This is a genomic window from Candidatus Palauibacter irciniicola (assembly GCF_965208695.1).
GTDB classification, from domain to species: Bacteria; Gemmatimonadota; Gemmatimonadetes; order Palauibacterales; family Palauibacteraceae; genus Palauibacter; species Palauibacter irciniicola.
On the sequence record NZ_OZ242352.1, the window covers coordinates 1,469,827 to 1,489,776 of the forward strand.

Below are 19,950 nucleotides of genomic sequence, written 5' to 3' on the forward strand. Positions count from 1 at the left end.
TCCACCGGCTCCCGGCAGGCCCCGCCGGCCGGCCGGCGCCCTCCGGCGGCCAAGATACCCGCCCTTCACGATCCGCGCCCGCGCGGGCGGGCAAGGTCAACGAGTCCGGAGCACGACGAGGCGGACGGCTTCGGAAGAGGGGACGGCAAGCCCGGCCTGCGTCGTGAGCTTCAGCCGCATCTCCGGGTGCGGCCCCTCGCTCTCAAGGCGGAAATAGTAGCCCGTCGAGGCGGCGAGTTCGAAGTCGATCCGGGTATCCGTCGCATCGGCGAGCGGGATGTCCATCGCCTCGAGCGGGAAGGCGCGCGCGAAGGGCGCCCTTCCCTCCAGTTCCCGGTGCAGGGCGGCGAACACATCGCGAAGGTGCAGCGTCTCCACCTGCGTCGCGGAGGGAGCACCGCGCAGATCGTCCGCGATCGGGGCCAGCGCCCAGGCCGCGAGCAGGGCGTCCCATGTGCCCGGCCCGCCGTGCGCCGACGCGACCCGCTCGACGTTCGCCACCCCCCGCGCGCGGGCCTCACCCCCTCCCGCCAGATCGTGGAAGATGGCCTCCTCGGCGGGGCCGCCGAGCCGTCCGCCGCCCTCCGACGCGTACTGGTCCGCGAGCCAGCGCAGGAAGAGCCACCCGAAGCCTCGCATCGCGAGCGAGGAGATTCCGTCGGGGTCCCGCGCATAGGCGTCGCCCAGCGCGGGGGTCCGGTGCGGACCGAGCAGGTAGAAGGCGGAGCGGCGGAAGTTCGGGAAGTGGTAGGTCGCGAAGTCCTCGGAATCCGCGAAGAGTTCCGAGAAGCCGTAGTTGCGTCCGGGGCTCAGGGACGCACGCGACAGCCCGACGAACGTCTCCGCGGAATGCGCCAGCGCCTCGCTCAGCCAGGTTTCCTCGAGCGAGGCGAACGACCCCCGGGCGAGCACGGTTCGGCGCTCGGCCGAAATGAGGTGCGCCAGTTCGTGCGCGGCCACGCCGACGGCCCCGGTCGTCGCGAACTTCTCGAGTACGGGTTTGGAGAACCGCCCGTCGGGATCGGCCGCGAGGAGGTAGAGGATCTCCCCTCCGTTGGACGCCGGGCAGTCTTCGGGGTCGGCCAGATCGGCCGGATTGAAGAACCCCAGGATCCTGGTCTCGCTGTCGCGGGGCGTGGTCCGGTTCACGACGGGCGTGAACAGGATCCAGACGACGCCGTTTCGGTCGATGTCGGCGGGCTCGCCGAAATACGCCGAGAGCACCGGGAGGACCGATATTTCGAGCGCTCCGAGGACGGCCTCGTAACCGCCGCCGCGCACGGCGCCGGCCCCGTCGAGGTCCTCCACGATCGCGAAGTTCGGGCCCACCGCGCGGACGACCGCGGTCACGTCGTGGATCCCATCGCAGTCCACGTCGAGATTCGGATGCACCGCGTTGCTGAAGATCACCGTGTCGCCGACGGAGGGGGGCGTCGGGGCCGTCGGGGCCGCGTTCGCCCGCGTCATGCCCGGGTCGGATGAAGCCGCGGGCGTCGGGCGGAGCGGGCGCGCGCCCCGCACGGCGCGGCGGGCATTCGTGCGGAAGGCGAGTTCGGCCCGCGACGCTTCCTCGAGGCCGGGTCTGTCGTTCTCGAAGCCGAACACGTCGGCCGGCAGCGCGCGCGCCGGAGCGGCGAGCGAAGGGACTCGCGGGACCCGCGCCGCCGCCCCCCTCGCCTGCGCATCGAGCCTGAGACGCGTCGTTCCCCCCGGCCTGCGCAGGGCGCTCTGCACGACGAGCAGGTATCCCGCCGAGGCGTTGCCGCCCCCGATTTCCACGACCTGGACGCCCTCCGCCGGCAGTACGCACATCTCCCCGGCCGCGAGGGAAAGCGTGGCGCGGGCAGCGCCGCGCCCCGCCACGACGGGACAGAGTTCGTCGGAGGGGCCCGTCGCGTCCGCACAGGCCAGCGGCGTCAGGACGGCGAGCCACAGCGTCGACCGCGCGCCGCGCGCGCGAGCCGCTGGAGGTCCGGGGTGGGCAAGGCGGGATCCGAGGTGCCGCATTGGACGACATTAACCCCGGGGGGCAGATGCGCGAAGGCCCGGCCGAAGCCGGGCCTTTCGCACTTCTCCAACAGCGGACGGCGAGGGACGGCTGTCCGCCCCCGCCGTGCCCACTGTGGACTAGTACATCCCGCCCATGCCGCCGCCCGGCATGCCGCCGGCGGCCGCCGCGGGATCCTCCGCCTCGGGCCGCTCCACCACGACCGCCTCGGTCGTGAGCAGCAGACCCGCGATCGAAGCGGCGTTCTGGAGCGCCGTACGCGTGACCTTGGTCGGGTCGATGACGCCCGCCTTCACCATGTCCTCGTACTCGCCCGTGGCCGCGTTGTAGCCGGTGTTCCGGCCCTCGGCCTCGCGCACCTTCTCGACGATGATCGAGCCCTCGGCTCCGGCGTTCGAGGCGATCGTGCGAACCGGCTCCTCGACCGCGCGGCGCACGATCCGGATTCCGATCGTCTCGTCGGCATCCGAACCCTCGACGCCGTCCAGCGTCCCCTGGCTCCGCAGCAGCGCCACGCCGCCGCCGGGCACGATGCCCTCTTCGACGGCCGCGCGCGTCGCGTGCAGCGCGTCTTCGACCCGAGCCTTCTTCTCCTTCATCTCGGTCTCGGTCGCGGCGCCGACGTTGATGACCGCCACGCCGCCGGCCAGCTTCGCCAGCCGCTCCTGCAGCTTCTCGCGGTCGTAGTCGGACGTGGACTTGTCGATCGCGACCTTGATCTCGCTGATGCGGCCCTGGATCCGGTCCGCGTCACCGGCGCCGTCGACGACCGTCGTATTGTCCTTGTCGATGACGATCCGCTTCGCCTGGCCGAGGTCGCCGACCACCGCGTTCTCGAGCTTGAAGCCGAGTTCCTCGGAGATCACCTGGCCGCCCGTGAGGATCGCGATGTCCTGCAGCATCTGCTTGCGGCGGTCGCCGAAGCCCGGAGCCTTGACGGCCGCGACCTTGAGCGTGCCGCGCAGCTTGTTGACGACGAGCGTGGCAAGCGCCTCGCCCTCGACATCCTCCGCCACGATCAGGAGAGGCTTGCCCATCTGGGCGACCTTCTCGAGGACCGGCAGCAGGTCCTTCATGGCCGAGATCTTCTTGTCGTGGATCAGGATGATCGGCTCGTCGAGGACGACCTCCATCTTGTCCGGATCCGTGACGAAGTACGGCGAGAGGTAGCCGCGGTCGAACTGCATCCCGTCCACGGTCTCCAGCTCGGTCTCGAGGCCGCGGGCCTCCTCGACCGTGATGACGCCGTCCTTCCCGACCTTCTCCATCGCGTCGGCGATCAGTTCGCCGATCTCGCGGTCGCTGTTCGCCGAAATGGCGGCGACCTGGGCGATTTCCGTCTTGCCGGAGGTCTCGACCGAGATCGAATGGAGGTTCGCGACGATCGATTCGACGGCCTTGTCGATGCCGCGCTTGAGCGCCATCGGGTTCGCGCCCGCCGTCACGCTCTTGAGGCCTTCGGTGAAGATCGACTGCGCGAGCACCGTCGCCGTCGTGGTGCCGTCGCCGGCCGCGTCGGACGTCTTCGTCGCGACTTCCTTCACCATCTTCGCGCCGAGATCCTCGACCGGGTCGTCCAGCTCGACTTCCTTCGCGACCGTCACGCCGTCCTTCGTGATCGTCGGGCTGCCGAACTTCTTCTCAAGGACCACGTTCCTCCCCTTGGGGCCGAGCGTGACCTTGACCGCGCGCGCGAGCTTGTCCACGCCCGCCTTCAGGCGCTGCCGTGCAGCGGTATCGAATTCAAGATCCTTCGCCATTTCGTCTCCTTCGCCCGGTCATCCGGGCGCATCAGTCAACGGGTTTGACCCGCCGTCTCCCGCTCGAGCGGCTAGAGGACGGCCAGAACGTCGCTTTCCTTCACGATCAGGTAGTCATCGCCATCCAGCGAAACCTCGGTCCCGGCGTACTTGCCGTAGAGAACCCGGTCTCCGGTGCTGACTTCCATCGGGATGCGGTCGCCGTCATCGTTCATGCGGCCGGGGCCCACGGCGACGACGGTGCCCTGCTGCGGCTTCTCCTTCGCGGTGTCCGGAATGTACAGACCCCCGCGCATCTCCTCGGTCTCCTCGAGCGGCGCGATGACCACGCGGTCGGCCATGGGGGAGATGTTCAGTTTCGTGTTCGAGGCGGTTGCCATCTTGCCTGTCCCTCCTTGGACCTTCGGTGTTGGGTGATCCTTCCGATGAGAGCCGCGAGGGATCCCGCGGCTGTTAGCACTCTCGTGCAGGGAGTGCTAAGGCGAGCCGAAGATACAGGGGTGCACGGTTCCGATCAAGGGGCACGGGGGTTATGAAACCCGCCCCGCGCGCCTATCGTAGGGGCGGACCAGAAAGGGAGGTCGACATGTTTCGTGCAGCCGTAGTGCTGGTGGCCGCGGGCGCGGTGGGTCTGTGGGTGACGGGAATCCTCTTCTCCGTGGTCCTGCCCCTCGTGTGGATGGTCGCGAAGGTCGCGATCTTCGTCGCGGTGTTCTACCTGATCGTGCGGATGATCAATCCGGAGTTCGCGAACAAGATGAAGGAGAAGTGCTGCGGAAGCGCCGCTTTCTTCCGCGGGTCCTGAAGCCGGCCGCGGGACGTTCGCGGCCCGTGGCAGCTAGCCGTCGGAGCCGGCCGGCGGTCCGAACAGGTACCGGTCCGCGATCGCCAGGCCGGTGATCGTCAGCGCCGGTTCGATGCGGTCGACGGTGCGGCAGTGCGGTCCCACGACCCGCGCGAGTCCGCCCGTCGCCACGATCAGCGGCTGCCGCTCCCATTCCTCGACGATCCGCCGCACGATGCCGTCGATCCCCTCCACCACCGAGTAGAACCCGCCGCTCCGCAGACAGTCCTTCGTGTTGCGGCCGATGACCCGGGCCGGTTTCTCCACATGGATCTGCGGGAGTTGCGCCGTCGCGCGCGCGAGCTGGTCCGTTCCGGCCGTGGGCCCCGGCGCGATGACGCCGCCCACGAAGACGCCATCGGCGGTAATGCAATCGAAGGTCGTCGCCGTCCCGAGATCCACGACGACGGTGTCGCGACGGTAGAGTTCCGCCGCGGCGAGGGTGTTCGCGATGCGATCGGCGCCGACTTCGAGGGGGTGGTCGACGTCCAGCCGGACGGGGATGGGGGAGCCGCCGTTGAGGAAGCACAGCGGGGCGTCGAGGGTCCTCCCCACCGCGAGCCAGACGCGGTGTAGCGTGGGGACGACGGACGCGACGACGATCCGCTCCGGAGCGGGCAGTTGCCGGGCTCCGAGGAGTCCCAGGATCTGGAGTCCGATCTCGTCCGCCGTTCGGCGGCGGTCGGTCGCGATCCGCCACGTGTGCACGGGGGTGAGATCCTCGAACCACCCGAGGACGGATTCGGTGTTCCCGATGTCTACGGTGAGGAGCATGAGAATCAGCTTCCGCCAAGAGCGATGGAGCCCGCGACGACGCGGCGCAGGGCGCCTCCGCGCGGCCGGAGCAGGAGGGCGCCGTCCGGAGCGATCCCGGCCGCGAGGCCGACGGCGGGTTCGCGGTCCGAGAGCCGGTGCTCGACCCAGCGATTCTTCAACCAGTCGAGACGGTCGAGCTCATCGAGCGACGCCGCATCGAGCGAAGTCGGTGCACGGGGGAGTCGCCGCTCGAGTCCCGCCACCACCGCGTCCGCGACATCAACCAGGCGCGCCGGACCCACGCAGTCGGCAAGGGCCACGGCCCCGTCCACCTCGTCCGGCAGCCGGCCGGACTCGACGTTGATGCCGACGCCGACGACGAGAAACGCCTCCCTCCCGTCGGCCCGGGCGGTCTCCGCCAGGATGCCGCCGAGCTTCCGCTCCCGCGCCATGAGGTCGTTGGGCCACTTCACGGCCGAGGCCAGCCCCGGGAAGCGCCGGTTGAGTTCGCGAGCCAGATCGACCCCGGCCACGACCGTGACGAGCGGCGGGACGGTGGCTTCGCGCAGTCGGAACGCCATGCTGAGATAGACGCCGGCCCCCGCCGGAGAGGCCCAGCTCCGGCCCGCCCTTCCCCGCCCGGCCGTCTGCTGGCGGCAGAGCACGATCGTGCCGGACGGCGACCCGGCTTCCGCCAGTTCGCGGGCGAGATCGTTCGTCGAAGGGATGCGGTCGAAGGCGAAGACCGACTCCCGGCCCCAGTGCTCGCGCAGCGCGGCGACGGGCTCTCCGGCCCAGTCTCCCGCCTCTTCTGTGAGCATGGTCGCTCCGACGTCAGTCATTCGACGGTCATCCGCGAAGCGCCGGCCAGATCGCCGCCGCCGCCAAATATCCTCCGCCGACGAGCCAGCAGTACCAGGCGAAGCGGTGGAATACACGCTGTTCAAGCATCCGCAGGAAGATACGAATGGCGAAGACCCCTGACAGGGCCGCGGCGGCGAAGGCGACCGCGAGGGGCAGCATCCCGGCCGCGAGTCCGGCCTCCCCGAGTTCCGGCGCCTGCAGCACCGCCGCCCCCCCGATCGCGGGGATGGAGAGGAGAAAGGAGAATTCGGCGGCGCGGCGGGGTTCGACGCCTGCGGCAACCGCCGCGGCCACGGTACTCCCGGAACGGGAAATGCCGGGCAGGATGGCGAAGGCTTGCGCCATACCGATCGCCAGCGCCCCGCCGACGGTCGGCCGCGCGCGCGTGCCCCGACGAGACAGGCGCCGGATCGACCAGACGACGGCGCCGGTGACGAGCAGCATCGCCGCCGCGAGCACGGGCCGCTCGAACGTGGGCTCCAGCGCGTCCCGCAGGCCGACCCCGATGGCGGCGGCGGGGAGCGTGGCCGCGGCCAGGAGTCCGACATCGCGGATGCTCCCGCGATCCGCCGAGCACACACCCCGCGCCAGCTCCGCGAGCCGTCCGCGGTATACCCAGCACACGGCGCACAGCGTCGCGACGTGCACGTTGACCTCGAACACGACGCCGGGGAGTTCGATCCCGAACAGCGCCTGCCCGAGCACGAGATGCCCGGAACTCGACACGGGCAGGAACTCGGTGAGGCCCTGGACGACGCCGAGGACGAAGGCTTCGAGCGGGTTCACCCGGTGGGAACCCCGGAGCCGTGTCCGCCGGCGAGGACGTCGCGGTAGAGGGACTCGTAGCGGGGGACGATGCGGTCGATCGTGAAGCGCTCGAGGGCCCGGTCCCGCGCAGCGCGCGAGAACGCGTCCCAGCGCGCCTCATCGCTCAGCAGCCCGATCGCCGATGTCGCCATCGCGTCGACCGTGCCGACCGGATGGAGGTAGCCGGTCACGCCGTGCTCGACGACCTCGTCGAGGCCCGTCCCGGAGGACCCCACCACGGGAACGGCGGAAGCCTGCGCTTCCAGCGCCACCAGACCGAAGGACTCCTGCTCGCTCGGGAGCAGGAAGAGATCCGCGCCGGCGAGGAGTTCGGCGACGGAGTCGATCTTGCCGAGGAACACGACACGCTCCGCAATGCCCAGTTCCGCGGCGATCTCCGCGGCGCGCTGCCGCTCCGGACCGTCTCCCACAAGGATGAGACGCGCCGGCAGGGCGCGCTGGATCCGCGCGAACATCTCCATGAGGTCCGGGATCCGCTTGACGGCACGAAAGTTCGAGATGTGCATCACGACCTTCTCTCCGGCCCGCGCGAGCCGGTGCCGGCCGCGGTGGCGCTCGCGGTCGTAGATCTTCGGATCGACGAAGTTCGGGATCACCTCGATGGCGCAGCGGCTGCAGTCGAAATCGCGGTGCGTCCGCTCGCGGAGCCACTCGGAGACGGCGGTGATCCGGTCGGACTTCTCGATCGAGAAGCGGGTGATCGACCAGTACGACGGATCCTGGCCCACGAGCGTGATGTCGGTGCCGTGCAGCGTCGTGACGAGCTTCACGTCGCGGCCGCCGTCCCGGAGCATGTCGCGTGCGATCCATCCCGCCGTCGCGTGCGGGATCGCGTAGTGCACGTGGAGGAGGTCGAGTCCCTCGCGCCGCGCCACTTCGTGCATCGTGACGGCCAGCGCGAGCGAGTAGGGAGGATACTCGAACAGCGGGTAGCGATTGACCTCGACTTCGTGGAAGTAGACGCCGTCGATGAAGTGGGTGAGGCGGAACGGCTGGGCATAGGAGATGAAGTGTACCTCGTGCCCCCTGCGGGCGAGGCCGAGCCCCAGCTCGGTGGCGATCGCCCCGGAGCCTCCGTACGTCGGATAGCACGTGATCCCGATCTTCATCGTCCCGTCTTCATCCTGATTCGCGCCAGTCGGCTGCGATGCGGCGGGCAAGTTGTCCCGGTGTCGTCGACTCGTCCAGCGACCGAAGCACGACGGCGTTCTCCGGGACCTGGTGCCGGAACCATGTCCGCTGCCGGCGGGCGTAGCGCCAGGTGGCCCTCGACACGCGCTCGATCGTCTCGTCCGGCCCCGCCTCGCCCCGGACGAGCGCCGCGACGTCCGCGTAGCCCAGCGCGTCGAAGGCGCGCGATCCGTCGAGGCCGCGCGCCAGGAGGTCGCGCACCTCTTCGGGCCAGGCGCCACCGCGGATCAACGCCGCGGCGCGACGCTCGATCCGCTCGCGGAGGAGCGGGGCGGGCCACTCCAGCACATAGGTCGCGGTCCGCAGCGGCGGGCGTTCGGGCGGGGCGCTCGTCATCCAGCGGGTGAGCGGCTCGCCCGTCAGGAGCGCGAGTTCCACCGTGCGCGCCGCGCGCTGCCGGTCGAGCGGACGGCGCCGCGAGGCCAGTGCCGGATCGAGGCGGGCCGCCCAGCGCGCCAGTTCCTCGCGCTCGAGCGCCTCCAGCCAGGCGTGCAGCGCCGTGCGGCGTGCCGGTTCGAGCGGGGGCTCCGCGAACATCGGGTGCGTGAGCGCACGCAGGAACAGCCCCGTCCCGCCGGCGAGGATGGGGACGCGGCCCCGGGCGCGGATCCCGGCGAGCCAGCGGTCCGCCAGGCGCGCGAAGCGCCCCGCACCGTACCGTTCGTGCGGGTCGAGAAAGCCGACGCCGTGGTGCGGCGCCGCGGCGAGTTCGTCGGCGGAGGGAGCCGCGGTCCCGATGACGAAGCCGCGGTACGCCTGTCGGCTGTCCATGGAGATGATCTCGCCGTCCAGCCGGCGCGCGACCTCGATGGCGACGGACGTCTTGCCCGAGGCGGTGGGCCCCGCGATGACCGGCACGGGCGAAATCCCCACGGGCGCGGCGGCTACCCGCGGCCGAACCGCCGGTCGAGCTCCTCGACGCTCAGGCGCACGATCGTCGGGCGGCCGTGGACATCGTGCCCGGGCAGCGGGGTCGCGAACAGCCGGTCGAAGAGTTCTCTCGCCTCTTCCGGGGAAATGGGCTCGCCGGCCTTGATGGCTCCCTTGCACGCCATGCTCTTCGCGAGGCGCTCGTGCTGGTTGCGCGCCGTGTCAACGAGCGGCGAGCCCTCCGCCAGTTCCCGCACCATCTCGCGCAGGCAGCGCTCCGCGTCGAACCGGGAGTGCGGCTGCGGGGCCGCGGTCAGGATCCAGGTCCGCTCGCCGAACGGCTCCAGCTCGAAACCCTGCCGGGCGAGCAATCCGGCCAGATCTTCGAGCGCCTCGGCCTCCGGGGGCGAGAACTGCAGGGTGACGGGAAAGAGCAGCGCCTGGGAGGTGCCCCCCCCGGCTTCGAACCGCGCCATGATCTCCTCGTAGAGCACGCGCTCGTGCGCCGAGTGCTGGTCGACGATGAGGAGTCCCTCCCGGGTAGCGGCCAGGATGTAACGGTCGTGGAGTTGCCACAGTTCCGGACCGGCGAACGGCGCCTCCGCGGCGCTCCCCTGCCCGCGCGCACCGGTGTCGGCCCCCGGCTCGCCCGGTTCGCCCGCGTCGTCCCGTCCGGAGACGAAGAGCGCGAACTGCGGCATCTCCGCCGGCGGCTCGCCGCGAGAGGACGTTCGATGGGCCCGCCCGGCACGCGGCGTGGCGCCGGGGATTCCGACCGGCTTCGTCGAATCGAGCCCCGCCAGCGCGTCGCGCACGGCATCGCGAACCACCGTCTCGACGCTCTCGCGGTCGCGGAAACGCACCTCCGCCTTGGCCGGATGGACGTTGACATCGACCGCTGCGGGCGGCGTCTCGATGCGCAGGAAGAGGCTGGGCCGAAGACCCTCCACGACCGTCGTCCGGAACGCGTCATCCACGAGCCGCAGGAGAGCGGCATCCCGGAAGGGACGGCCGTTCACGAAGGTGTATCGACGCCCTCCCCTCGCGCGCGCCGCATCGGGCCGCTGGATGAAGCCCCGGACCCGCACGGGGCCGCCCGCAGCTTCCACGGGGATGAGCGTGGGGGCGAGGTCGCCCCACAGCTGTCCGATCCGTCCGAGCCAGTCCCGCGCGGGGGCGAGATCCATGGAGACGCGGCGATTCGACTCGAGCCGAAAGCCGACGGCCGGGTTCGCGAGCGCGAGGAGCACGAGCGCCTCGCCCGCGGCCCGCGTCTCTGCGGCCGAACTCCTGAGGAACTTCGCGCGCGCCGGGAGGTCGTGGAACAGGGCGCGGACCGTCACCGTCGTGCCGCGCCGGCGCGGTACGTCATCGACGCTGCGGATGCGCCCGAAGTCGACCCGGGCCCGCACGCCCTCTTCCGGACTCAGCGCCGTGTGCAGTTCGAAACGGCTGACCGCCGCAATGGAGGGCAGCGCCTCGCCACGGAAGCCGAAGGAGCGGACGCTTCGCAGGTCATCCACGCTCCGGATCTTGCTCGTCGCGTGCCGGTCCAGGGCGAGCACGGCGTCCTCGCGGTTCATCCCGCTCCCGTCGTCCGAGACCCGGATCTCGGTCTTGCCGCCGTTGCGGAGCGCGACCTCGACGCGACGGGCCCCGGCGTCGACCGCGTTCTCGGCGAGTTCCTTGACGACGGAGGCGGGACGCTCCACGACCTCGCCCGCCGCGATCTGGTTCGCGACGTGGTCGGGCAGGATCTGCACCCCTCCCGCCCCCGGACGGCTCACGCCGCGTCCTCCACGCGGTAGAAGCGGCGGGCGTTCCCCGCCGTGAGCGCCGCGGCTTCCTCGAAGGACGTGCCGCGCACCGCCGCCAACCGTTCGCACGTGTGCGTGAGGTAGGCGGGTTCGTTTCGGCGGCCGCGGCGTGGGGCGGGCGCGAGGTAGGGGGCGTCCGTCTCGATGAGGAGCCGGTCCGCCGGCACCGCACGGGCCCACTCGGCCAGCTCGGGGACGAACGTAATGAGGCCCGAAAAGGAGACGTACCAGTCCGCGTCCAGGGCGGCACGGAGGAGTGCGTCGCCTCCCGTGAAGCAGTGCAGCACCCCGGCGGCGCCGTCGCCGTGCTCTCTCACCCGTTCCGCCGTCTCGGCCTCCGCGGAGCGCGAATGTACGACGACCGGCAGACCGAGCCGGGCCGCCAGCCCGAGGTGCGCTTCGAAGTTCGCCAGCTGCGCCCGCCGGGCCGCGTTGTCGTAGTGGAAATCGAGGCCCGTCTCCCCGATCGCGACGACTTCAGGGGCTTCGGCGATGCGCTCGATCTCCCTCATGAGGGAGGCCGAGGTCCGGTCCGCCGCGTGGGGATGGAGCCCGGCCGTCGCCCACAGACCGGGCGTCCGCGCGGCCAGCGCCGCAGCCTGCCCGGCGTCCTCGGGGTCCGAGGCGACCGTGACCATCCGGCGTACGCCCCGCGCGCGGGCCCGGTCCACGACCTCGTCCAGATCGGGGTCGAAGCGGGCCGCCGTCAGATGAAGGTGCGAATCGAAGAGCGTCGTCCCGGCTCCCGTACCGGTCACCGTTGGCCCGGTGCGGCTACGTGCGGGCGGCGATCGCCGAGCGCCTGCGCGCCCGGTCGTGAATCTCGAGGAGAACGGGAGACGCGACGAAGATCGAGGAATAGGTGCCGATGAGCACGCCGATGATGAGCACGCCCGCGAAGGGCCGAATCACGGCGCCCCCGATCACGACCAGCGAGAACAGCGCGATGAGCGTCGTGCCGCTGGTGAGGACCGTGCGGGGCAGCGTCTCGTTCAGGCTGCGGTTGAGCGTCGCGTCGTACGGTTCTTTCCGCTTCTTTCTGAGATTCTCCCGCACGCGGTCGAAGACGACGATCGTGTCGTTGAGCGAATAGCCGATGATCGTGAGAATCGCGGCGACCGTCGCGAGGTTGATCTCGATGTCGAACAGCGAGATGAACCCGAACGTGATGAGCATGTCGTGCACCGTCGCGATGACGGCCGCGACGCCGAACCGCCACTCGAAACGGAAGGCGAGGTAGATGAGGGTCAGGAGGAAGGACAGCAGCACGGCGATGACCGCGGTGCGCTGGAACTCGTCGCCCACCTTGGCGCTCAACGTATCGCCCCGCGCAATCTCGAAGCTCCCGGCGGAGTACTGCGTCTCGAGGCTTGCCCTGATCTGGTCGCGGATCGCGTTCTGGTCCTCTTCCTCCCCGACCGGCACGCGCAGCAGAAAGTCGTACGTCTCCGCTCCGACCGTCCGCAACTGCTGAATCTGGACGCCCGTCGTGCCCCCGTCCGTCAGGGCGTCACGGATCTGGCCCACATCGGTCGTCTGCGAGAACTGGACCTCGAGCAGGACGCCGCCCGTGAACTCCACGCCGGTCCGCAGCCCGCCGCGAAAGACGATCGACAGGAGGCCGATCGTGATGATCGCGGCCGACGCGAAGTACGCCGGCCGGCGCATGGAGAGGAACTTGTAGTTCGCGTTCTGGAAGACCCTCATGGTGACTTCGTTCCTATATGCTCACGGACTCCCGGGAGCCGCGTCGGTTCAGGTACATGATGAAGAGCGTCCGCGTCACGTAGATCGCGGAGAAGAACGACGCGAGGATCCCGATGCAGAGCGTCACCGCGAAGCCCTGCACCGCGCCGGTCCCGAACTGGAAGAGGATGATCCCGGTGATGAGCGTCGTGAGGTTCGCGTCGATGATCGCCGACAGGGCGTTGCCGAATCCCGCGTCCACCGCCGTACGCGGCGTCTTCCCCGCCGCGAGTTCCTCGCGCACCCGTTCGAAGATGAGAACGTTCGCATCCACCGCCATTCCGATGGAGAGGATGAGACCCGCGATGCCCGGCAGCGTGAGCGTCGCTTCGAGGCCGGCCAGACCGCCCAGCATGAAGATGACGTATGTGAGCAGCGCCCCGACGGCGAGTATTCCCGCCGCCCGGTAGTAGAGCATCATGACGATGATCACACCGACGATCCCGATGATGAAGGCGGTGCGGCCCTGCCGGATGGAGTCTTCGCCGAGCGAGGCGCTCACGTTGCGCTCCTCGACGACCTCGATCGGCATGGGCAGCGCACCGGCCCGAAGGACGAGCGCGAGTTCCTGCGCCTCCTGGAAGGACGCTCCGGGGGTGAGTTCGATCTGGGCGCGCCGGCTCAGAACGCTCCGGATGACGGCGTAGCTCTGGACCCGGTCGTCGAGGACGATGGCCATGTTCTCGCCGATGTTGCGCGCCGTGCCGCGCTCGAACACCCGCGAGCCCCGCCGCGTCGTCTCGAAGGGAACGATCGGCTGGTTGAAGGTCGGGTCGCGGTTCGCCGGCCCCGCATCCTGAAGCATGTCGCCCGTGATCAGGGGCTCCGCCTCGAGCACATAGAGCGGCACGTAGGATCCCGCGCCCGCCCCGACCTGCTCCACTCCCCAGTGCAGCGTGACGCCCCTGGGGAGCGCTTCCCGCACGCCCTCGAGTTCCAGCCACGCCGCCGCGGTCGGTTGATCCTCCTGCGGCACGAGATACTCGCCCAGGATCCGTCCCTGTCCGAGCAGGGCCGAGAGCGGCCGCGCGGTGGCTTCATCCACCGCGTCCGCAGCCTCCTCTTCGGTCGCGAGCGAATCGGTGGCCGGATCCTCCCCGGCGGCCGGGTCCTCCCCTTCGACCGCCTCCTCCTCGTTGGCCGCATCCTCCGCCGCGGCGGAATCGGCGGCGCCGCCGAGGATGTCGCTGAGGTCGACCTCCGGCTCGGTCTCCAGCGTCGTGACCTGGAGGTTCTCGATCCCCACCTCGTTCACGATCGCCCGGTCGATCCGCTCCAGGGCCTCCATGAAATCCTGACCGTCCGTGACGATCTTGAACTCCATGAACGCGGTCTCCGTGGCGATCCGCTTCGCCTGCTCCGGGTTGTCGACCCCCGCGAGCTCGATGATGATGCGGTTGCCGGAGCGCTGGATCGTCGGCTCGCGGACGCCGAACTCGTCGATCCGGTTCCGAATCGTCGTGAGCGTGCGGTCGACCGCATCGTCGAGATCCTCACCGCTGAGGGCGCCCTCGGGGTCGTAGATCTCGACCGTGAGTTGCATGCCCCCCTGCAGGTCCAGTCCGAGCTTGAGCGGCCACACCCGCTCGGATTCGCCCGTGACTTCGTCGACGATGGTCTCGGGAACCAGGGCGAAACCGCAAATCGTTACCAGAACGGCGATCCAGACCAATCGCCAGCGTACCGAACCGAACATCTAGATTGTCACCGTTCTTCGTGGGTCTCGTGATCGCGGCCCGAGGCGGGGGCACGAGCGACCCCGGCCTGGCGGCCCGTGGCAAAGGGACGCAAAGCTAGCCCAGCGGCCCGTGAGAGGAAACTACGCGGCGTCCCGCGCCGGATGGTACGTTCCTCCGCCGCGGCGCGCCATCTCGGGCGGCGCGCGCCGGACCTCGCTCGGACGGGGTCGAACCCCGGGGCCCGGAGCGGCGAGGAAGCGCATGGCAGACAACCGTTCGGAGAACAGGTCCGCGACGCGCTCGCGCGGCCAGCGCATCGGGCTGTGGCTCGGACCGCTCCTCTTCCTGCTGATGATGCTGCTCGACCTCGAGCCGGGACGGCCGGAGGTCACCCGCATGGCGGCGGTGGCCGTCCTCATGGCCACATGGTGGATCACCGACGCGATTCCGCTGTTCGCGACCGCGCTGCTCCCGCTTCTCCTCTTCCCCATCCTCGGGATCGAACGGACAGGGGAGACGGCGCCCATCTACTTCAACAGCACGATCGTTCTCTTCCTCGGCGGCTTCATGATCGCGCTCACGATGGAGAAGTGGGACGTACACCGGCGGATCGCGCTCTGGGTCATCCGCGCGGTGGGCGGCGGCCCCGCCCGCATCGTGCTCGGCTTCATGCTCGCGGCGGCCTTCCTCTCCATGTGGATCTCGAACACGGCGACCGCGATCATGATGGTCCCGGTCGGACTCGCCGTCATCCTCCGCATGGAGGAGCAGTTCGGGCGCGGCCCGACGCGCGCCTTCTCCGTGTCGATCATGCTGGGAATCGCGTACGCCTGCTCCGCCGGCGGGATCGCGACGCTGGTCGGCACGCCGCCGAACCTCTCTCTCCAGCGCATCTTCGCGATCACCTTCCCGGACGCCCCGCATATCTCCTTCGGGGTGTGGTTCGTCATGGCGCTGCCGATCGCGGCGCTCATGCTGGTCTTCGCGTGGATCCTGATCACGCGGGTCTTCTTCCGCGTGCCGGAGGAGGTTTCCGTCGACCGCGACGTCGTGGAGTCCGAGATGCGGAAGCTCGGCCGCGTCGCCTTCGAGGAGCGGGCGATCCTCGCCGTCTTCGCCGCGACGGCCCTGCTGTGGGTGTTCCGCGCGCCGATCGAGATCGGCCGGTTCACGGTCCCGGGCTGGTCGTCGCTCCTGCCCTACGGGGACCTGATCGACGACGGAACCGTCGCGATCACGATGGCCTGCATTCTCTTTCTCGTCCCGACGAGGTCGCCGGGCGCAAAGTCCGCCACGGTCATGGGACCCGGAGTGGTGCGGCGGCTCCCCTGGAACATCGTGCTTCTGTTCGGGGGAGGCTTCGCCCTCGCGCACGGCTTCCAGACCACGGGGCTGGCGCGGTTCGTCGGAGAGGGGTTCAGCGGACTGTCGGCGGTGCCGCCGCTCGTTCTCATCTTCGTCATCTGCCTCGCGATGACGTTCCTCACCGAACTCACCTCGAACACCGCGACGACGGAGATGGTGCTCCCGATCTTCGCGGCCGTGGCCGTCGCGACCGGCGTTCACCCGCTCCTGCTGATGGTCCCGGCGACGCTCTCCGCCTCGTGCGCCTTCATGATGCCGGTGGCGACGCCGCCCAACGCCGTCGTGTTCGGGAGCAACCGGGTGCGGATCGCGGAGATGGCGCGGGCGGGGATGTTCCTCAACCTCATTGGCGCGGTCGTGATCACGCTGATCTTCTACGCCCTGGGACCGCTGCTGTTCGGGATCGAACCCGGCGTCCTCCCCGACTGGGCGGCGCCGACCCCCTAGCGAAGGCCGCGCAGGGGGCCGGAAAGGAGGGATGCCGGCCGGGTCGCCTGCCGAGACGACCCGACCGGTACGAAGGTGACTACATCCCCTGGTGGGCGCCCATCAGGAACCAGTGCAGCATCAGGCTCCCGTCCTCGCCGCGCGAAAAGAGCGCCGCGTAGTGCCCCCCGCCGGCCCCATCCGCGCCTTCGGTGCCGTAGGTGCCGATGCCCACCGCGTGCCCGTCATCCAGGTCGTGCGCGGACCAGGCCGACATTCCGCTGAACGTGACGCCGGCGTCGAACAGCGCCTGCAGCCCCTCCTCGACGGCCGCGCGGCCCTCGCGGGCCCGCTCGCCGGGCAGCATCGCGACCGCGTCCTCGGTGAACGTGTTCGCGACCATGGAGGCATGCCCCATGTTGTAGTGCGTCACGAAGTAGTCGCCGCTCGCCTGGATGAGGTCACCGCCCATCCCCTCCGGCATGTCCATCATCGCGCCGGCCGACATGGTCTGGTCGGGCGTGTCGAGATTGGCCACCATCCCCTTCAGCGCCCACTCTCCGTCCATGTTCTCCGCCACGGCCATGTAGTAGCCGGAGTTGCGCGCGTCGCCGCCGGTCAGCACGTAGTGTCCGCGCGCGACGATCTGGTCGCCGAACGCCATCGCCGCGCCGGGGTGGATCGCGACCTCCGAACCCCCCGCGTCCATCCGCGACTGGAGGCCCTCGCCGATCGCGTCCCTTCCGTAGAGCATGGCCCCCGAACTACCCCAGAGGACTCCGTCGTCGACAAACTTGCTCGCGACCATGCTGCCGTGACCCATGTTGTAGTGGGTCTGCCAATAGTCCGTGATCGTCGCCATTGCCGCATCGGCGTCGGGCATGGCCGGGGCGTCGTCCATCGCCTCCGTCATCTCCTCCGTCGTCGCGGCCTCTTCCGTCTCCGCCCCGCCGCAGGCGATGGTCAGAGCCAGGGCAAAGGGAGCCAGGATCCGGATGCGCATCGGGGTACCTCCTTCGAGATATGACGTCGCGCCCTCCGCACGCGTGCCTTTCACCGCGGAGATCGTCGACGAGACATGGCGTAACTGTCGGAACGTTAGGCGTTTCAAGGCGGATCCGTCAATGCGGGGGCCGCGCGGATCGACCGTCGCGGCCGGACCGCCGAGATTGGCCCGCCATTCCGCCCCCGCTTACGTTGAGCGCCCGGGCCGCAGGCCGTGGCCCGACCAGGCCATCCCCGAACCGGAAAGTCGACAGAATGGTCCAGATTCCGCGCAGTACACGCCCGCTCACGCTCGTCCTTCTGCTCTCGCTCCTCATCGTGGCCACGGGCTGCATCCGGCCCTTCGCCCGGCCCGCGCCCGCCCCGTCCGCCTCGAGCGGAGGGGGACCCGGCCCCCGGGGCGGCGGCGGGGATGACGAAGACGGGCCGGAGCCCTATGCCGAAGTCGTCACTGAGGAAGCGGTCACGGACTCGGGGATGGTCCACGTCCACCGGGTGGACGACAAATGGCTGTTCGAGATTCCGGAGGAGATCCTGGGGCGCGAGATCCTGCTCGTGAGCCGCCTGGCGTCGGTTCCGGAGGGGATGGGCTACGGCGGCCAGAAGGCGAATACGCAGGTCCTTCGCTGGGAGAGGAACGGGCCCGACAACGAGCGGATCTTCCTCCGCGTCGTTCGACACACGAACGTGGCGGACGAGGCCCTTCCGGTGGCGCGGGCCGTGCGGGGCGCGAACTTCGAACCGATCCTGCGGGCCTTCGACATCGAGGCGCTGAACGACGACTCGACGAGCGTCGTCATCGACGCCACCCCGCTGTTCGAATCCGACACCCCGATGTTCGGGCTGAGCCAGTTCCGCCGCGACGCGTACCGGGTGCGCTCGCTGGACTCCAACCGCACGTACGTCGACTGGATCAAGAGCTTCCCCCGCAACGTCGAAGTGCGGCACGTCCTCACCTACAACGCGCAGACGCCTCCGTCGAACGCGAGCACGAACTCGATCTCGATCGAGATGAACCAGTCGATGGTCCTGCTCCCGGACGAGCCCATGCAGCCGCGCATCTTCGACGAGCGGGTGGGCTACTTCAACGTGAACCAGGTGGACTACGGCCGCAGCGACCAGAAGGTCGTCACGCGCACCTACGTGACGCGGTGGCGGCTCGAGCCCAGCGACACCGCGGCCTTCCGGCGCGGCGAACTCGTCGACCCGGTCAAGCCCATCATCTTCTACCTCGACCCCGCCACGCCCGAGAAGTGGCGGCCGTACCTCATCCAGGGGATCGAGGACTGGCAGGAGGCCTTCGAGGCGGCGGGCTTCAGCAACGCGATCCAGGGCCGGATGCCGCCCTCCTTCGAGGAGGACCCGGAGTTCAGCCCGGAGGACGTGCGCTATTCCGTGATCCGCTGGCTCCCGTCGCAGGTTCAGAACGCCTCCGGACCGCATGTGCACGACCCGCGGACCGGGGAGATCCTCGAGAGCGACATCCAGTGGTACCACAACGTCGCGAACCTGCTGCGGAACTGGTATCTGATTCAGACGGCGGCCGTGAACCCGGCGGCGCGACGGGCGCTGTTCGACGATGACGTGATGGGCCGGCTGATCCGCTTCGTCGCGGCGCACGAGGTCGGACACACGCTCGGCCTCCCGCACAACATGAAGTCGAGTTCCGCCTTCCCCGTGGATTCGCTGCGGGCCCCGGGCTTCGTGTGCCGGGAGGGGGTCGCCCCGTCGATCATGGACTACGCGCGCTTCAACTACGTCGCGCAACCGGAGGACGAGGGCGCGTGCGTGGATCCGCGGATCGGCGAATACGACCGTTTTTCGATCAACTGGGGCTACCGCCCGATCCTCGATGCGGACGCGGACGGGGAGCGCGCGACGCTCGACGCCTGGATCCGGGAGGTCGAGGATGACCCGGTCTACGCTTTCGGCAGTTCGACGCCGATCGACCCGACCTCGCAGACGGAGGCCATCGGCTCCGACGCGATGGAGGCGAGCGATCTCGGGATCGAGAACCTCAAGCGGATCCTGCCCCGGCTCGTCGAGTGGAGCAGCGACGGGCGCGAGGGAGAGAACTACGCGGAGTTGGCGGAACTCTACAACAACCTCATCGGGCAGTGGAACCGCTACATGGGGCACGTCGGGACCGTGGTCGGCGGGGTCACGCGCACGCACAAGCGGATCGGGCAGGAGGGCGCGGTCTACGAGTTCGTGGACGAAGCCACGCAGCGGCGGGCCATGGACTTCTTCGCCCGGCAGGCCTTCGACCCGCCGACGTGGATGATCGACGAGGATATCCTCTCGAAGATCGAGAACCCGTCGACGGTCGACCGCATGCGGGGCATCCAGGTGCGGGTCGTGAACCTGATCCTCGACCCCGGCCGCATGCAGCGGCTGATCGAGGCGGAAGCCCGCAACGGGGATGACCACTACAGCCTCGGCGAGTTGTTCGAGGACCTGCGCGGCTCGATCTGGGGGGAGCTGGAGACCGGCGCCCCGATCGGGGTCTACCGGCGGAACCTCCAGCGCGGGCACCTGGAGCGGCTCGAATACCTGATGACGCAGGAACTCTCGCTCCCGACCTTCATCTTCGGCGGTCTCTCGGACTTCTTCACCTCGGTGGACGTGTCGCAGTCGGACATCCGGGCCTTCGTGCGGGGCGAACTCCACGGGCTCCAGGATGCGATCGAACGCACGCTGCGGCGCCGGCTCGACCGCACGACGGAACTGCACCTGCGCGACGCACTCGCCAGGATCGACGACATCCTCAATCCCGACTGAGCCGCGGGGC

General features: G+C 69.7%; 16 protein-coding genes. 3 read left to right on the plus strand and 13 right to left on the minus strand.

Annotated features, from left to right (window positions below; genetic code table 11):
* Positions 1–96: 96 nt before the first annotated feature.
* The 3 genes from ACOGI9_RS06335 to groES all read right to left on the minus strand — a co-directional run bounded on the left by ACOGI9_RS06335 (position 97) and on the right by groES (position 4,148).
* Positions 97–2,007 carry a hypothetical protein gene (locus tag ACOGI9_RS06335; protein WP_419859019.1) on the minus strand — a complete coding sequence of 637 codons (1,911 nt, stop codon included), beginning with the start codon at positions 2,005–2,007 and terminating at the stop codon, positions 97–99.
* Between the two features lie 120 nt (positions 2,008–2,127).
* The gene (groL, locus tag ACOGI9_RS06340; RefSeq protein ID WP_419859020.1) at positions 2,128–3,768 is read right to left on the minus strand and encodes a chaperonin GroEL; all 1,641 of its coding nucleotides are present in this window, start codon (positions 3,766–3,768) and stop codon (positions 2,128–2,130) included.
* A 71-nt stretch (positions 3,769–3,839) separates the two neighbouring features.
* Entirely contained in the window at positions 3,840–4,148 is a 309-nt protein-coding gene (groES, locus tag ACOGI9_RS06345) for a co-chaperone GroES (protein WP_419859021.1), read from the minus strand.
* A gap of 206 nt (positions 4,149–4,354) precedes the next feature.
* On the opposite strand from groES, the gene ACOGI9_RS06350 reads away from it, so the two are divergent.
* Complete coding sequence (locus tag ACOGI9_RS06350) at positions 4,355–4,573, plus strand: hypothetical protein (RefSeq protein WP_419859022.1); 219 nt, start codon at positions 4,355–4,357, stop codon at positions 4,571–4,573.
* Between the two features lie 33 nt (positions 4,574–4,606).
* On the opposite strand, the gene ACOGI9_RS06355 is transcribed toward ACOGI9_RS06350, so the two are convergent.
* From ACOGI9_RS06355 to secD, 9 genes are read right to left on the minus strand one after another with little or no spacing between them, the layout of a single operon-like run.
* On the minus strand, positions 4,607–5,386 hold the full coding sequence (locus ACOGI9_RS06355; protein ID WP_419859023.1) for a type III pantothenate kinase: 780 nt from the start codon (positions 5,384–5,386) through the stop codon (positions 4,607–4,609).
* Between the two features lie 5 nt (positions 5,387–5,391).
* Complete coding sequence (locus ACOGI9_RS06360) at positions 5,392–6,210, minus strand: biotin--[acetyl-CoA-carboxylase] ligase (RefSeq protein WP_419859024.1); 819 nt, start codon at positions 6,208–6,210, stop codon at positions 5,392–5,394.
* A gap of 7 nt (positions 6,211–6,217) precedes the next feature.
* Positions 6,218–7,018: an undecaprenyl-diphosphate phosphatase gene (locus ACOGI9_RS06365; protein WP_419859025.1), complete on the minus strand. Its 801-nt coding sequence runs from the start codon at positions 7,016–7,018 to the stop codon at positions 6,218–6,220.
* A complete protein-coding gene (bshA, locus tag ACOGI9_RS06370; RefSeq protein ID WP_419859026.1) occupies positions 7,015–8,169 on the minus strand; it encodes an N-acetyl-alpha-D-glucosaminyl L-malate synthase BshA in 1,155 nt (384 codons plus the stop codon). Before bshA ends, ACOGI9_RS06365 begins: the two co-directional genes overlap by 4 nt.
* Positions 8,170–8,179: 10 nt before the next feature.
* Positions 8,180–9,109: a tRNA (adenosine(37)-N6)-dimethylallyltransferase MiaA gene (miaA, locus tag ACOGI9_RS06375; protein ID WP_419859027.1), complete on the minus strand. Its 930-nt coding sequence runs from the start codon at positions 9,107–9,109 to the stop codon at positions 8,180–8,182.
* 26 nt (positions 9,110–9,135) lie between these two features.
* Positions 9,136–10,908: a DNA mismatch repair endonuclease MutL gene (mutL, locus tag ACOGI9_RS06380; protein WP_419859028.1), complete on the minus strand. Its 1,773-nt coding sequence runs from the start codon at positions 10,906–10,908 to the stop codon at positions 9,136–9,138.
* Positions 10,905–11,696 carry a TatD family hydrolase gene (locus ACOGI9_RS06385; protein WP_419859029.1) on the minus strand — a complete coding sequence of 264 codons (792 nt, stop codon included), beginning with the start codon at positions 11,694–11,696 and terminating at the stop codon, positions 10,905–10,907. The genes mutL and ACOGI9_RS06385 overlap by 4 nt, the downstream gene beginning before the upstream one ends.
* Positions 11,697–11,712: 16 nt before the next feature.
* Positions 11,713–12,645, minus strand: coding sequence for a protein translocase subunit SecF (gene secF / locus ACOGI9_RS06390; protein ID WP_419859030.1), 933 nt, complete (start codon positions 12,643–12,645; stop codon positions 11,713–11,715).
* Between the two features lie 13 nt (positions 12,646–12,658).
* Positions 12,659–14,380: a protein translocase subunit SecD gene (gene secD / locus ACOGI9_RS06395; RefSeq protein WP_419859031.1), complete on the minus strand. Its 1,722-nt coding sequence runs from the start codon at positions 14,378–14,380 to the stop codon at positions 12,659–12,661.
* A 244-nt stretch (positions 14,381–14,624) separates the two neighbouring features.
* On the opposite strand from secD, the gene ACOGI9_RS06400 reads away from it, so the two are divergent.
* Positions 14,625–16,175: an SLC13 family permease gene (locus ACOGI9_RS06400; protein ID WP_419859032.1), complete on the plus strand. Its 1,551-nt coding sequence runs from the start codon at positions 14,625–14,627 to the stop codon at positions 16,173–16,175.
* A gap of 79 nt (positions 16,176–16,254) precedes the next feature.
* Here ACOGI9_RS06400 and ACOGI9_RS06405 read toward each other — a convergent pair whose 3' ends face one another.
* Positions 16,255–17,157, minus strand: a complete 903-nt coding sequence (locus ACOGI9_RS06405) for a hypothetical protein (protein WP_419859033.1) — start codon at positions 17,155–17,157, stop codon at positions 16,255–16,257.
* Positions 17,158–17,414: 257 nt separating this feature from the next.
* On the opposite strand from ACOGI9_RS06405, the gene ACOGI9_RS06410 reads away from it, so the two are divergent.
* A complete protein-coding gene (locus ACOGI9_RS06410) occupies positions 17,415–19,940 on the plus strand; it encodes a zinc-dependent metalloprotease (RefSeq protein ID WP_419859034.1) in 2,526 nt (841 codons plus the stop codon).
* Positions 19,941–19,950: the final 10 nt, after the last annotated feature.

Bases quoted from the DNA above. Each gene is read 5' to 3' on its own strand.
- ACOGI9_RS06335 (WP_419859019.1), bottom strand. From the start codon at position 2,007: ATGCGGCACCTCGGATCCCGCCTTGCCCACCCCGGACCTCCAGCGGCT.
- groL (WP_419859020.1), bottom strand. From the start codon at position 3,768: ATGGCGAAGGATCTTGAATTCGATACCGCTGCACGGCAGCGCCTGAAG.
- groES (WP_419859021.1), bottom strand. From the start codon at position 4,148: ATGGCAACCGCCTCGAACACGAAACTGAACATCTCCCCCATGGCCGAC.
- ACOGI9_RS06350 (WP_419859022.1), top strand. From the start codon at position 4,355: ATGTTTCGTGCAGCCGTAGTGCTGGTGGCCGCGGGCGCGGTGGGTCTG.
- ACOGI9_RS06355 (WP_419859023.1), bottom strand. From the start codon at position 5,386: ATGCTCCTCACCGTAGACATCGGGAACACCGAATCCGTCCTCGGGTGG.
- ACOGI9_RS06360 (WP_419859024.1), bottom strand. From the start codon at position 6,210: ATGACTGACGTCGGAGCGACCATGCTCACAGAAGAGGCGGGAGACTGG.
- bshA (WP_419859026.1), bottom strand. From the start codon at position 8,169: ATGAAGATCGGGATCACGTGCTATCCGACGTACGGAGGCTCCGGGGCG.
- secF (WP_419859030.1), bottom strand. From the start codon at position 12,645: ATGAGGGTCTTCCAGAACGCGAACTACAAGTTCCTCTCCATGCGCCGG.
- secD (WP_419859031.1), bottom strand. From the start codon at position 14,380: ATGTTCGGTTCGGTACGCTGGCGATTGGTCTGGATCGCCGTTCTGGTA.
- ACOGI9_RS06400 (WP_419859032.1), top strand. From the start codon at position 14,625: ATGGCAGACAACCGTTCGGAGAACAGGTCCGCGACGCGCTCGCGCGGC.
- ACOGI9_RS06405 (WP_419859033.1), bottom strand. From the start codon at position 17,157: ATGCGCATCCGGATCCTGGCTCCCTTTGCCCTGGCTCTGACCATCGCC.
- ACOGI9_RS06410 (WP_419859034.1), top strand. From the start codon at position 17,415: ATGGTCCAGATTCCGCGCAGTACACGCCCGCTCACGCTCGTCCTTCTG.